8 protein-coding genes are annotated in these 14,090 nt (G+C 73.0%); 1 reads left to right on the forward strand and 7 read right to left on the reverse strand.

All coding sequences use genetic code 11. From position 1 onward, the window contains the following. Nucleotides 1–31: 31 nt before the first annotated feature. From FJQ57_RS06335 to FJQ57_RS06355, 5 genes are read right to left on the reverse strand one after another with little or no spacing between them, the layout of a single operon-like run. A complete protein-coding gene (locus tag FJQ57_RS06335) occupies nucleotides 32–1,030 on the reverse strand; it encodes an NUDIX hydrolase (protein WP_246081614.1) in 999 nt (332 codons plus the stop codon). Then, nucleotides 1,027–3,351: a 1,4-alpha-glucan branching protein GlgB gene (gene glgB / locus FJQ57_RS06340; RefSeq protein WP_139978313.1), complete on the reverse strand. Its 2,325-nt coding sequence runs from the start codon at nucleotides 3,349–3,351 to the stop codon at nucleotides 1,027–1,029. Before glgB ends, FJQ57_RS06335 begins: the two co-directional genes overlap by 4 nt. Then, entirely contained in the window at nucleotides 3,348–4,778 is a 1,431-nt protein-coding gene (locus FJQ57_RS06345) for a maltokinase N-terminal cap-like domain-containing protein (protein WP_139978314.1), read from the reverse strand. The genes glgB and FJQ57_RS06345 overlap by 4 nt, the downstream gene beginning before the upstream one ends. Then, complete coding sequence (treS, locus tag FJQ57_RS06350; RefSeq protein WP_425465414.1) at nucleotides 4,775–6,559, reverse strand: maltose alpha-D-glucosyltransferase; 1,785 nt, start codon at nucleotides 6,557–6,559, stop codon at nucleotides 4,775–4,777. Before treS ends, FJQ57_RS06345 begins: the two co-directional genes overlap by 4 nt. Then, complete coding sequence (locus tag FJQ57_RS06355) at nucleotides 6,556–8,538, reverse strand: alpha-1,4-glucan--maltose-1-phosphate maltosyltransferase (RefSeq protein WP_139978315.1); 1,983 nt, start codon at nucleotides 8,536–8,538, stop codon at nucleotides 6,556–6,558. Before FJQ57_RS06355 ends, treS begins: the two co-directional genes overlap by 4 nt. A gap of 219 nt (nucleotides 8,539–8,757) precedes the next feature. Between FJQ57_RS06355 and glgP the strand changes: the two genes are divergently transcribed. Then, complete coding sequence (gene glgP, locus FJQ57_RS06360; protein ID WP_139978316.1) at nucleotides 8,758–11,358, forward strand: alpha-glucan family phosphorylase; 2,601 nt, start codon at nucleotides 8,758–8,760, stop codon at nucleotides 11,356–11,358. 81 nt (nucleotides 11,359–11,439) lie between these two features. Here glgP and FJQ57_RS06365 read toward each other — a convergent pair whose 3' ends face one another. Both FJQ57_RS06365 and FJQ57_RS06370 read right to left on the reverse strand, forming a co-directional pair. Next, nucleotides 11,440–12,093: a hypothetical protein gene (locus FJQ57_RS06365; RefSeq protein WP_139978317.1), complete on the reverse strand. Its 654-nt coding sequence runs from the start codon at nucleotides 12,091–12,093 to the stop codon at nucleotides 11,440–11,442. An 80-nt stretch (nucleotides 12,094–12,173) separates the two neighbouring features. Further along, nucleotides 12,174–13,820, reverse strand: a complete 1,647-nt coding sequence (locus tag FJQ57_RS06370; protein WP_139978318.1) for an alkaline phosphatase D family protein — start codon at nucleotides 13,818–13,820, stop codon at nucleotides 12,174–12,176. Nucleotides 13,821–14,090 lie beyond the last annotated feature (270 nt).

Consider the following 14,090-nt stretch of genomic DNA (forward strand, 5'->3'; position numbering starts at 1 on the left):
CACACCCCCGGGGGTACGTGGACAGGCGGGGCTACCGCCCGCTCTCGGTGTACGACGCGCCGCCGGTGAGCGCGGCCAGGGCGGCGGTGATGCGACGGGCCGTGAAGTCGGCGCACCGGTCGGCGACCTGCTCGGGGGTGCAGAACTCCGCGGCCCGGATCTCCCGGGCCTGCAGGTGCAGGCGGGCGGGGTCGATGTCGTCACGGACGCCGCCGTCGAAGACCAGGCACAGGGCGTCGTCCCAGCCGCCCCACGGCGGGAGCCAGTCGGTGAGCAGGAGCCGGTCGGCGGAGACCCGGAACCCGAGCTCCTCCTCGACCTCGCGGGCCGCCGCGAGCTGGGGCGATTCGCCGACCTCGACGACGCCGCCGGGCAGGTCCCAGTCCTGCTTGTAGGTCAGGCCGCACAGCAGCACCCGGGCGTCGGGTCCGGCGGAGTCGCGGACCAGCACCTGGGCGATGGCGCGCTTGCGGGGCAGGAAGGAGTTGAGCAGCGCGCGGAAGGCGCCGGGCTCGCTGAGCGGCGGGTCGGTGCTCAGCCGCGACAGGACGACGTAGGCCTCGGCCTCGGGGCGTTCGCCGGTGCCGGCGACGACGCGCTGCACGCCCTCGCGGCGCAGGCCGCTGCGGGTGGCGACCCGCAGCGACGCCTCGTTGTCGGCGTCGACCCGCGCGTGCACCCGCGACAGGCCCAGGCCGCCCTGCTCGCGGCCGGTCAGGGCCCAGTCGACGACCACGCGGGTGGCGCGGGTGGCGTACCCGCGGTGGCGGTGCCCGGCGTACAGCGCCCACCGGACGCCGGCGCTGTCGCCGTCCTCGCGCTGCAGCACGACCGAGCCGACGACCTGGCCGTCGTGCTCGACCACGAAGGCCACCACGCCCGGCTCGTCGTCGGGCCGACCGACGGGCGTGCCCTCGCCCAGCCACCGGGCGATCAGCTCGTCGTGGCCGGCCTCGGCGGCCGCCACGTCGCTGTCGCGCCAGGGCCGGAGGGTGACCGTCCCGTCGGTCAGGGTCGGCTGGTCGGTCACGGCTCCAGGCTAGTCGGGGGCTTCGGGGAGTCGGTCGCGGGCGACCCCGCCCCACCGGCCGCCGCCGGACGCGCTGGCGCCTGCCGCCGCAGCCACAGCGTCGCCAACGGGGGCACGACGATGTCGGCGTGCGCGGGCATCGAGCCGTGGTGGCCCTCGACCGCGAGCACCGAGCCGAGGTTGCCGACCCCCGACCCGCCGTACGACGACGCGTCGGTGTTGAGCACCTCGGCCCACAGCCCGGCCGCGGGCAGGCCGACGCGGTAGCCGTCGTGCGGCGTGGCGGCGAAGTTGGTGATGCACACCAGGTCGGGCTCGCCCGAGTCCGGAGCGGCGCGGCGGACGAAGGAGTAGGTGTTGCGACCGGCGTCGTCGGCGTCGACCCACTCGAACGAGCCGGGGGAGACGTCGAAGGACCAGGCGGCCGGGGTTTCGACGTAGGCCCGGTTGAGGTCGCGCACCAGGCCGCTGAGCCCGCGGTGCTCGGGGTGCTCGAGCAGCCACCAGTCGAGCTCGCGGGACTCGGCCCACTCCGACTCCTGGCCGATCTCGCCGCCCATGAACAGCAGCTGCTTGCCCGGGTGGGCCCACATGAAGGCGTAGTAGGCCCGCAGGGACGCCAGCTGCTGCCAGCGGTCGCCGGGCATCTTGCGCAGCAGGGAGCCCTTGCCGTGCACGACCTCGTCGTGCGACAGCGGGAGGACGAAGTTCTCGGTCCAGGCGTAGGTGATGGCGAAGGTCAGGTCGTGGTGGTGCCACTGCCGGTGCACGGGCTCGCGCGCGAGGTAGTCGAGCGTGTCGTGCATCCAGCCCATGTTCCACTTGAACCCGAACCCCAGGCCGCCCTCGGACGTCGGCGCAGTCACGCCGGGCCACGAGGTCGACTCCTCGGCGATCGTGCAGATGCCGGGCACCCGCCGGTAGACGGTGGCGTTCATCTCCTGCAGGAACTGCACCGCCTCGAGGTTCTCGCGCCCACCGTGCTTGTTGGGCGTCCACTCGCCCTCCTCGCGGGCGTAGTCGAGGTAGAGCATCGAGGCGACGCCGTCGACGCGCAGCCCGTCGGCGTGGAACTCCTCCAGCCAGTACAGCGCGTTGGCGTAGAGGAAGTTGCGCACCTCGGGCCGGCCGAAGTTGAAGATGTGGGACCCCCACTCCTGGTGCCAGCCGCGCTGGGGGTTGGGGTCCTCGTACAACGGGGTGCCGTCGAAGCGGGCCAGCGCCCACTCGTCGGTGGCGAAGTGGCCGGGCACCCAGTCGAGGATGACGCCGATGCCGGCCTGGTGGAGCCGGTCGACGAGTCGCCGGAAGCCGTCGGGGTCGCCGTAGCGGCTGTCGGTCGCGAAGTACGACGTCACGTGGTAGCCCCACGAGCCGCCGAACGGGTGCTGCATGACCGGCATCAGCTCGACGTGGGTGAACCCGAGGTCGGCCAGGTAGGGCACCAGGTCGTCGGCCAGCTCGTCGTAGGACCAGAACCGCCCGCCCGGGTGCCGCTTCCACGAGCCCAGGTGCATCTCGTAGACCGACATGGGCTCGTCGATGGGGTTCTTGGCGGCCCGCGCCGCCATCCACTCCTGGTCGCCCCACTGGTGGGAGGACTCGAAGACCCGCGAGGCGGTGTCGGGCGCGACCTCGGCGTGCGCCGCCATCGGGTCGGCCTTCTCGCGCCACTGGTCGTCGGCGCCCAGCACGACGTACTTGTACGTCGTGCCGGAGCCCGCCCCGGGCACGAACAGCTCCCAGACGCCGGAGCGGCCGAGCTGGCGCATCGGGTGCTCGCGCCCGTCCCAGGAGTTGAAGTCGCCCTTGACCCGCACCGCGCGGGCGCCCGGCGCCCAGACCGCGAAGGACGTGCCGGTCACGGTGCCGCCGAGGGGCTCCTCGTAGCGGTGCACGCGGGCGCCGAGGACCTGCCAGAGGTTCTCGTGGCGACCCTCGTTGACCAGGTGCAGGTCGACCTCGCCCAGGGTCGGCAGGAAGCGGTAGGGGTCGTCGACCTCGACGGCGCCCTGGCCGTGGTCGACCAGGAGCCGGTAGCCGGGCACGGAGTCGAGCGCGACCGCGCCGACCCAGATGCCGCCGTGCTCGTGCTCGAGCGGCACCTCGGTGTCCCCGAAGCGCACGGTGACGCTCCGGGCGAGCGGCTTGAGCACCCGGAAGGTGCAGACCCCCGCGTCGAGGTGGGGCCCGAGGATCGCGTGCGGGTGGCCGTGGTCGCCGCGCACGACCTGGTCGAGCTCGCCGCGGGGGACCTCGGCGGGCCGGGCGGGCTGGGCGGCGGGGGCGCCGTTCGGGGTGGGCGTGCTGGACGGGCTCATGCGGCTCCGATCCGCGCCACGGCCGCGAGCGGGATGTCCACCCAGGTCGGCCGGTTGCGGGTCTCGTAGATGGTCTCGTAGACCGCCTTGTCGGCGGTGTAGGCGTCGACGAGCGTGCGCTGCTCGTCGCTCAGGTCCCCGCCGGCGTAGGCGGTGAGGAAGTAGCGCTGCTGGCGCTCGGTCCACTCGACACCCCGCGCCTGGCGCTCGGCCGAGCCCTCGGGGTCGTCCTCGCGCTGGCGGGCCGCGACGTGCGGGGCGTAGTCGAAGGACCGCAGCATCCCGGCGACGTCGCGCCAGGGCGAGTCGGGCAGCACCCGCTCGGCCAGGGTCTTGGCCGGCTCGCCCTCGAAGTCGACGATCTTCCAGCCCGCCGAGGTGCGCAGGGTCTGGCCGAGGTGGAGGTCACCGTGCACGGTCTGCACGTCGACGTCGCCGAGGTCGGCCAGGCGGCCGTAGAGCGCCTCCAGGGCCGCGACGTGGTCGCCCAGCCCGGGCACGATCCCGACCGCGCGGCGAAGCCGCTGGACCATCACCCCGGCCACCTGTCCCGCCGGCACCGTCGAGGTCGCGAAGGCCTCGCGCAGGTCGGCGTGCACCTCGGCCAGGGCCTCCCCGAGCCGCCCGGCCTCTCCGGAGAAGTCGCCACCGGCCTCGCGGGCCTCGACGTCCGGGTCGGCCAGCAGGTCGCGCACGCTGGTCAGGGCGAGGTCGAAGCCGTCGGTGGCGGTGCGCAGGAACTGCTGGAGCATGCCGAGGTGGGTCTCGCCGGCCTCGACCCAGCCGTAGAGGTGGGCCACCTGCGTCGACCCCTTGCGGGTCAGCGCGTCGTGCGTGGTGATGTCGGGGTTGGGGCCCGGGGTGATCTTGCGGAACAGCTTGAGCACCGAGTCCTCGCCGTAGAGGATCGAGGAGTTGGACTGCTCGCCGCTGAACAGCGTGCCCGTGGCCCCGAGGTCGAGCTCGTGGCCCGGCAGGGTGCGGAAGGTCAGGCCGTCGTCCTCGCCCGGCCGCTCGTCGGCCGCGCCGAAGGCCTCCAGCCACAGCCGCGTCGCCTCCCGGTCGTGCAGGGCGTCGTAGGCGTGCACCCAGCCGTGCCGGGGGTCCTCCCACCAGCCCAGGAAGGCGTGGTCGAGGCGGTGCTCGGGCTCGGCGTAGTAGGTCAGCGGCACCTGGTAGAGCTCGACCGCGTCGTCGCCGCCCGCGGGCACGTCACCGTAGGTCAGCTCGACCAGCAGCACGTCGACGTGCGGCCACCGGTCCGCGGTGCCGCTGCCCAGGCCGCCCACCCGGCGTACACCGGAGACGGCGAAGGGCCGGCCCTTGCCGCCGAACCAGCGGGTCCGGCCGACGTAGTCGACGAAGACCTGCGGCTCGATGTGGGAGACCTCGACGACGTCGGAGAAGTAGCGCGAGTAGTCCCTCACAGCAGCACCCCCTCGTCGGGGGTCTCGCTCGGCACCAGCCGGAACCAGTAGAAGCCGTACGACGCCAGCGTGAGCAGGTAGGGCAGCTCGCCGATGCGCGGGAACTCGACGCCGCCGAGCAGCTCGACCGGCACCATCCCCTCGAAGCGCCGCAGGTCGAGCTCGACCGGCTGCGGGAAGCGCGAGAGGTTGTTGACGCACAAGATGATGTCGCCCTGGTGCTCGCGGGTGTAGGAGAGCACCGAGGAGTTGGAGCCGCCGAGGTCGTGGAACTCGCCCAGGCCGAACGCCGGGTGCTGGCGCCGGGCGTGGATCATCCGGCGGTTCCAGTGCAGCAGCGAGGAGGGGTTCTCCAGCTGCGACTCGACGTTGACGCTCTGGTAGCCGTAGACCGGGTCCTGGATGGCCGGCAGGAACAGCTTGCCGGGGGTGGCGGAGGAGAAGCCGGCGTTGCGGTCGGGGGTCCACTGCATCGGCGTGCGCACGCCGTCGCGGTCACCGAGCCAGATGTTGTCGCCCATGCCGATCTCGTCGCCGTAGTACAGGACGGGGGAGCCGGGCAGCGAGAGCAGCAGCGCGTTGAACAGCTCGATCTGGTTGATGTCGTTGTCGAGCAGCGGGGCCAGACGCCGGCGGATGCCGATGTTGGCCTTCATGCGGGGGTCCTTGGCGTACTCGTCCCACATGTAGTCGCGGTCCTCGTCGCTGACCATCTCGAGCGTGAGCTCGTCGTGGTTGCGCAGGAAGATGCCCCACTGGCAGCCCGAGGGGATCGGCGGCGTCTGCTCGAGGATCTCCGAGATCGGGTAGCGCGACTCGCGGCGCACCGCCATGAAGATGCGGGGCATCACCGGGAAGTGGAAGCACATGTGGCACTCGTCGCCGCCGGACTCGAAGTCGCCGAAGTAGTCGACGACGTCGGCGGGCCACTGGTTGGCCTCGGCGAGCAGCACCTTGCCGGGGTACTTCTCGTCGACGTAGGACCGGACCTTCTTGAGGAAGTCGTGCGTCTCGGGGAGGTTCTCGCCGTTGGTGCCCTCACGGACGTACAGGTAGGGCACCGCGTCGAGGCGGAACCCGTCGAGGCCCATGTCGAACCAGAACGAGATGGCCTCGAGGATCGCGTCGTGGACCTTCGGGTTCTCGTAGTTGAGGTCGGGCTGGTGGTGGAAGAACCGGTGCCAGTAGTACTGCTGGCGCACCGGGTCCCAGGTCCAGTTGGACGGCTCGGTGTCGACGAAGATGATCCGCGCGTCGGAGTACTTCTCGTCGGTGTCGGACCAGACGTAGAAGTCGCCGTAGGGGCCGTCGGGGTCGGTGCGGCTGGCCTGGAACCACGGGTGCTGGTCGCTGGTGTGGTTGGCGACGAAGTCGATGATGACCCGGATGCCGCGGGCGTGGGCCTCGTCGAGCAGCAGGTGGAAGTCGTCGACCGTGCCGGCCTCGGGGAGGATGTCGGTGTAGTCGGCGACGTCGTAGCCGCCGTCGCGCAGCGGCGAGGCGAAGAACGGCGGCACCCACAGGCAGTCGACGCCGAGCCACTGCAGGTAGTCGAGCTTCTCGATGAGGCCCTTGAAGTCGCCGGTGCCGTCGCCGTTGGAGTCGCGGAAGCTGCGGACCATCACCTCGTAGAAGACCGCGGTCTTGAACCACTCGGGGGTCTGGTTGGCCGCCTCGCCCGGCGAGGCGGGCCCGATGGGCTGCTCGACGGGCTCGCCGGTCGTGGCCGGGCCGACCTCGATCTCCTGCGTGGGGGTCGGGAGCGTCTGCTCGTCGGTCACGCGGTCCTCCTCACGTGCAGCACGTGCGCGGGCTCGTGGTGGGGGTCGAGCCGCACGTAGTCGTGCTCGCCCCAGGTCCAGGTCTGGCCGGTGATCTCGTCGTGCGCGGCGAAGGTGTCGGACCAGTCGAGCCCGAGCGCCGGCATGTCGAGGTGCACCGTGGTCTCGCGGGCGGCGTGCGGGTCGAGGTTGAGCACCACCAGCACCGTGTCGTCGGTGCCGTCGGGCAGCGTCGCGGTCTTGGAGAAGACCAGGACGTTCTCGTCGTCGGCGCCGTGGATGGTGATGTTGCGCAGCCGCTGCAGGGCCAGGTGGCTGCGCCGGATCTCGTTGAGCCGCGTCACGTACGGCGCCAGCGAGCGTCCCTCGGCCTCGGCGGCCTCCCAGTCGCGGATGCGGACCTGGTACTTCTCCGAGTCGAGGTACTCCTCGCTGCCCGGCTTGACCGCGACGTGCTCGAAGAGCTCGTACCCGGCGTACATGCCCCAGCTGGGGACCGACAGCGCCGCCAGGGCCGCACGGACCTTGAACGCGCCCGGGCCGCCGTACTGGAGGTACTCGTGGAGGATGTCGGGGGTGTTGACGAAGAAGTTGGGCCGCATCACGTGGTCGGACTCGCTGGAGACCTCGCGCAGGTAGTCCTCGATCTCCCAGCGGGCGGTGCGCCAGGTGAAGTAGGTGTAGCTCTGCTGGAAGCCGACCGCGCCGAGGCCGTGCATCATCGGCGGCTTGGTGAACGCCTCGGAGAGGAACACCACGTCGGGGTCGGTGCGGCGCACCTCGCCCAGCAGCCACTCCCAGAACTGCAGCGGCTTGGTGTGCGGGTTGTCGACGCGGAAGATGCGCACGCCGTGGCGCATCCACAGCTTGACGATGCGCAGCACCTCGCGGCAGATGCCGGTGGGGTCGTTGTCGAAGTTGACCGGGTAGATGTCCTGGTACTTCTTCGGCGGGTTCTCGGCGTAGGCGATGGTGCCGTCGGCGCGGGTGGTGAACCACTGCGGGTTGCTGGTGACCCACGGGTGGTCGGGTGCCGCCTGCAGGGCCAGGTCGAGCGCGACCTCGAGCCCGAGCTCACCGGCCCGGGCCACGAAGGCGTCGAAGTCGTCGAAGTCGCCCAGGTCGGGATGGATGGCGTCGTGGCCGCCGTCCTTGCTGCCGATGGCCCACGGCGAGCCCGGGTCGTCAGGCCCGGGGGTGAGGGTGTTGTTGGGGCCCTTGCGGTTGACCTCGCCGATCGGGTGGATCGGCGGCAGGTAGATGACGTCGAAGCCCATCGCGGCCACGGCGTCGAGCCGCTCCGCCGCGGTGCGGAAGGTGCCGCTGACGACCGTGCCGGTCTTCTCGTCGACGTGGGCGCCCTCGGAACGGGGGAAGAACTCGTACCAGCTGCCGACGAGCGCGCGCTCGCGGTCGGCGTACGCCCGGAACGGGCCGGCGACGGAGAGCAGGTCGCGCAGCGGGTGGGCCGTCAGCACCCGCACCACGTCGTCGGCCTGCAGCTGGGCCAGCCGCGCCTCGGCGGGCCGGGCGGTGTCGGTGGCCGCGGCCAGGGCGCCCTCGACCACCACGGCGTCGGCGGGGTCGGTGACCTCGGCACGGACGCGCTCGAGCAGCAGTGCGCCCTCGGCGAACATCAGCTCGACGTCGATGCCGGCCGGCACCTTGATGCCGGTGGCGTGCTGCCAGGTGGCCACCGGGTCCGACCACGCGCGCACCTCGAAGGTCCACAGGCCCGGGGCGTCGGGGGTGACCCACGCGAGGTGCCGGTCGACCGGGTCGGTCTGCTTGACCAGCGGCACCGGGTCCTGTCTCACCCCCGTCGGCGACGTGAGCACCACGTCGGCACCGAGCTTGTCGTGTCCCTCCCGGAAGATCGTCGCCGAGACCGGGAAGGGCTCACCGACGGTCGCCTTGGCGGGCAGCCGCCCGAGGTCGACGACCGGGTGGACATCCATGACAGGGATACGTCCGACCATGTCCGCAACCCTTGCGGGTGCGACCAAGCACGTGCAACCTCGGCCGGGGTGAGGGATGTCCGGCCGCCCGTGCGGTAGTGGCCGACCCCGGTCGGGCCGGGGTGGGGACGCCGGTTGCGGCGCGTCGTCGAGAGCCAGGTCACGCCCCGCGGACGGCCGGCGGCGACCACTTTGGACGAATCCTTGGATCGATCCAAGGAATCGGTCTACCGTCGTCCCGTGCGTGCCATCCGTCGCTTCACCGTCCGCCCCGTCCTGCCCGAGGCGCTCGCGCCGCTGGGCGACCTCGCCGGCAACCTGCGCTGGTCGTGGCACCCCGAGACGCAGGACGTCTTCGGCGAGGTCGACGCCGACCTGTGGGAGTCCACGGGCCACGACCCGGTCAAGCTCCTCGGCGCCGTCGGCCGCGAGCGGCTCGACGAGCTCGCCGCCGACGCGGGCTTCCTGGAGCGGCTGCGCGCGGCGCGGGCCGACCTCGAGACCTACCTGACCGCCGACCGCTGGTACCAGAAGCGGGTGGCCGCCGACGGCGGCACCGGCGCCCCCGGCCCGCGCTCGATCGCCTACTTCTCGCCGGAGTTCGGCATCACCGCGGTCCTGCCGCAGTACTCCGGTGGTCTCGGCATCCTGGCCGGCGACCACCTCAAGGCGGCCAGCGACCTCGGCGTCCCGATCGTCGGCGTCGGCCTGCTCTACAAGCACGGCTACTTCAAGCAGTCGCTCTCCCGCGAGGGCTGGCAGCAGGAGACCTACCCCGTCCTCGACCCCGACGAGCTGCCCATCTCGCTGCTGCGCGAGCCCGACGGCTCCCGCGCCACCATCTCGATCCAGATGCCCGACGGCCCCGACCTGGTGGCCCGCATCTGGGTGGCCAGCGTCGGCCGGGTGCCGCTGCTCATGCTCGACACCGACGTCGAGGGCAACCCCGACCACTACGTCGACGTCACCGACCGGCTGTACGGCGGCACCTCGGAGCACCGGCTGCGCCAGGAGCTGCTGCTGGGCGTCGGCGGCGTGCGGGCGCTGCGCGTGCACGCCCGGATCACCGGCCACCCCGAGCCCGAGGTCTTCCACACCAACGAGGGCCACGCCGGCTTCCTCGGCATCGAGCGCATCCGCGAGCTCACCGTGGCCGAGGGCGGGCCGCGGCTCGACTTCGACACCGCGCTCGAGGTCGGCCGCGCCTCCACCGTCTTCACCACCCACACCCCGGTGCCGGCCGGCATCGACCGCTTCCCGCGGTCGCTGGTCGAGCAGTACCTCCACGACGACACCGGCGCCACCCCGGGCGTCCCGACCGGGCGCATCCTCGGCCTCGGCACCGAGGACTACGCCGGCGGCGACCCGGGCGTGTTCAACATGGCCGTGATGGGCTTCCGCCTCGCCCAGCGCGCCAACGGCGTCTCGAAGCTGCACGGTGAGGTCAGCCGAGGCATGTTCCAGGGGCTGTGGCCCGCCTTCGACGAGGCGGAGGTGCCGATCGGCTCCATCACCAACGGCGTGCACGCCCCGACCTGGGTCGCCCGCGAGGTCTTCGGCCTGGCCACCTCCCAGGGCGCCGACGGCGACGCCGACGACGCGGAGAGCTTCTGGGCCGCCGTCGACAAGGTCCCCGGCACCGAGGTGTGGGCGGCCAAGCGCGAGCTGCGCCAGCGGCTCGTCGTCGAGGCCCGCAAGCGCCTGGCCAGGTCGTGGGAGAAGCGGGGTGCGGCGAAGGCGGAGCTCAAGTGGACCGAGGACGCCCTCGACCCCGACGTCCTCACCATCGGATTCGCCCGCCGCGCGGCGTCGTACAAGCGGCTGACGCTGATGATGCGCGACCCCGAGCGGCTCAAGGCGCTGCTGACCCACCCCGAGCGCCCGGTGCAGCTGGTCATCGCCGGCAAGGCCCACCCGGCCGACGACGGCGGCAAGAAGCTCATCCAGGACATCGTCCGGCTCTCCGACGACCCGGCGGTGCGCCACCGCATCGTGTTCCTGCCCAACTACGACATCGCGATGGCCAAGCCGCTCTACCCCGGCTGCGACGTCTGGCTCAACAACCCGCTGCGCCCCTACGAGGCCTGCGGCACCTCCGGCATGAAGGCCGCGCTCAACGGCGGCCTCAACCTCTCGGTGCTCGACGGCTGGTGGGACGAGTGGTACGACGGCGACAACGGCTGGGCGATCCCGACCGCCGACGGCGTCGACGACATCGACAAGCGCGACGACCTCGAGGCCGCGGCGCTCTACGACCTGATCGAGAACGAGGTCGCCCCGCGCTTCTACGACGTCGACGCCGACGGCGTGCCGACCCGGTGGGTCGAGATGCTGCGCCACACGCTGAAGTCGCTCGGTCCCAAGGTGCTCGCCACCCGCATGGTCCGTGACTACGTGCGCCAGCTCTACGCCCCGGCCGCGGTCAACGGCCGGGCGCTCAACGACGACTACGCCGGCGCGCGCGAGCTCGCCGCGTGGAAGGCCAAGGTCAAGGGCGGCTGGCCCGAGGTGCGGGTCGAGCACGTCGAGTCCAGCGGCGTCGGCGACGCCCCCGAGGTCGGGCTGAGCCTGCACGTGCGGGCCTTCGTCGCCCTCGGCGACCTCGAGCCCGGCGACGTCGAGGTGCAGCTCGTCCACGGCCGCGCGCAGTCCGACGACACCCTCGTCGACACCGTCGCCGTGCCGCTCGCCGTCGGGGAGACCTACGAGGGCGGCCGGCACCGCTTCGACGGCGAGGTCACCCTCGGCCGCAGCGGTGCCTTCGGCTACACCGTCCGGGTCGTGCCGAGCAACGGCCTGCTGACCTCCTACGCCGAGCTCGGCGTGGTCGCCACCGCCTGAGGGCGCCCCGGTCACCGCCCGGGTCCGGGGCCTCGAGCCCGGGGCCCGGGCGGTCGTGCGTCCGGCTCCGCCGCCGGCAGGTCAGTCGGCGGCGGGCGGGGCGCCGGCGGCGCCGGCCGGGACGAAGAGCGCCGTCAGCTGCTGCAGGTAGACCTTGGCCGAGCCCGACGACGGCGAGAGCGTGAGCCGCAGACGGTGCTGGCCGGCCGCGACCGGCACCGTGACCGTGCTCGACTGCGCGACCCAGTCGGTGCCGCCCGGACCGCCGGGCGACCACAGGTTGTTGGCGAGCAGCCGCGAGCCGTCGTACAGGCCGGTGTAGACGAACGCCCCCGCCGAACCGCCGGCGAGGGAGGCGTCGGCGGTCACCACGAGGAAGCCCCGCGCCGGCGCGACCGCGTCGACCGTTGCCACCTCGACCGCGGGTCCGGACGACAGCAGCGTGGTCACCCCGGCGGCCGCGTTGCCGCTGTGGACGCGCGAGGCCGGCGGGAGATTGAGCGTCGACTCCCGGACGTCGGCCCCGGTGAGGGTGTCGGGGGCCACCTTGGCCCCGGTGACCGCCTTGGCGGCGAGGTCGCGGGTCTTGACCTGGCCGTTGGCGATCTGGGCGGAGCGGACCGAGCCCGGGGCGAGGCCGGCGGCGACCGCGGCCCCCGACCCGGCGTGGGCGACGGCCAGGGCCGTCGCGGAGGCGGTGTTGGCGGAGGTGAGGTGGCGGCGGGGCGGAGGCATGCCGGCACGGTGGCACGGGTGCAGGCCCGCGACCATGGCGCGTCCGGGCCATGGTGCGCAGGTCCGGCGGCGCGCCGGGCTCAGAGCCGCACGGCCCCCGGCACGCCGTCGCGCACGGCGTACGACGCGAGCGTGTACTGCGCCGCGGCCGCGGTCGTCACCGTGCGCACCATCTGCAGGTCGAACCGCATCTGCCGCCGGTCGACGGTGACGCGCACGTGCCCGCGCCGGTCGCCGTCGAAGAACCGGATGTGCGGGTTGAACGGGATCATCGGCCCGTAGTAGGGCCCGTACGGCGTCCGGTCGCCGTTGGAGGAGACCGACGTGCCGACGACCTCGGTGGCCACGACCGGGCTGTCGGGGCGGTCGGGGTCCTGCAGGACGTCGTTGACGAACGTCGAGTGCCAGTCGCCGGTGATGACGACCGGGTTGCGGGTGCCGGCCCGCTCCCAGGCCCGGACCAGGCGCCGCCGGGCGGCCGGGAACCCGTCCCACGCGTCGTGCCACAGCCGGTCGCCGGCGGCGCCGTCGTGGTCGAGGCGGGCCAGCATCACGTTGCTGGCGAGCACGTCCCACTGGGCGCGGGACGTCGCCAGGCCGTCGTACAGCCAGCGCTCCTGCTCGAACCCGAGCATCGTCACCTCGGGGTCGGAGGCTGCGTCGCACGCGTCGGCCTCGCCCCAGCCGCACGGCGGGACCGAGCGGTACTGGCGGCCGTCGACCAGGTCGACCTGGGCCAGCCGCCCCCACCGCAGCCGTCGGTAGATGCGGGCCCCGTCGACGGTCGGCCGGGAGGAGAGCCGGACGGGCTGGTGCTCGTACCAGGCCTGGTACGCCGCGGCGCGCAGCCGGCCGATGTCCTCGTAGCCGGCGTACTGCGACTGCGTGCCGGCGTAGTCGTTGACGACCTCGTGGTCGTCCCAGGTGACCAGCCACGGCACCCGGGCGTGCAGGCGCTGCAGGTCGGGGTCGGACTTGTAGAGCGTGTAGCGCAGCCGCCAGCCGGCGGTGTCCTCCGGCGCTGGGCGGTAGACGTCGGGCACCGCCACCGCCCGCTCGCGGCCGGTGGCGCCGAGCCCGCCCTCGTAGACGTAGTCGCCGAGGAAGACCATCAGGTCGAGGTCGTCGTCGGCGAGGTGGCGGTAGGAGGGGTAGAACCCGTCCCCCCAGTTCTGGCACGAGGCGAAGGCGAGGTCGAGGCGGCCGACCTGGTCGCCCGGCCGGGGTGCGGTGCGGGTGCGGCCGGTCTCGGAGAGGTGCCCGCCCCAGCGGAACCGGTAGAACCACTCGCGGTCCGGCGCCAGCCCGTCGACCTCGACGTGCACCGAGTGCGCCAGCTGCGGCAGCGCCCGCGCCGAGCCCGACCGGACCACCCGTCGGAAGCGCGGGTCGGCCGCGACCTGCCACTGCACCGCCGTCGGCCGCGCCGGCATCCCGCCGTCGGGGCTCAGCGGCTCCGGCACGAGCCGGGTCCACAGCACGACCCCGTCGGCGGTCGGGTCGCCGCTGGCGATGCCGAGCGTGAACGGGTTCCCCCGCGGCCGCCCCGGTCCGGCCAGGGCGTGGTCGAGCGGGGTCAGGCCGATCGCGGCGAGGCCGGCGACGCCGGTGACGCCCGTGGCGCGGAGGAACGTGCGACGTCCGGCGGCGAGCGCGGGGCGCTGCGAGGGGTGGCCGGCGTGCTGGTGGTCGGCGCGCGGGTGGGTGGGGTCCGAGAGGTGGGTCACCCCGGCACGCTAGGTGTCCCCCTGGCCCCGGGCCAGGGTCGCGCGACCGGGTTCGGCCGGTCGTCCGCGAGTGTTCGTCCGGCGTTCAGGGCGATGCCCTGGGGGGTGTGCAGAACACCCGGTCGACCGGGTGTTCCTGCAGCTGGGCGGGGAGTCCTAGCGCTGGGCGGGCGATGCATTGCCCGCCCAGCGCGAGTTGTGCCCGTCCAGTCGCGCCCGTGGTGGACACCCGGTCGACCGGGTGTTCTCGCGCTGGGCGGCCCTTCCCGA

The organism is Nocardioides litoris, assembly GCF_006346315.1.
GTDB classification, from domain to species: Bacteria; Actinomycetota; Actinomycetes; order Propionibacteriales; family Nocardioidaceae; genus Nocardioides; species Nocardioides litoris.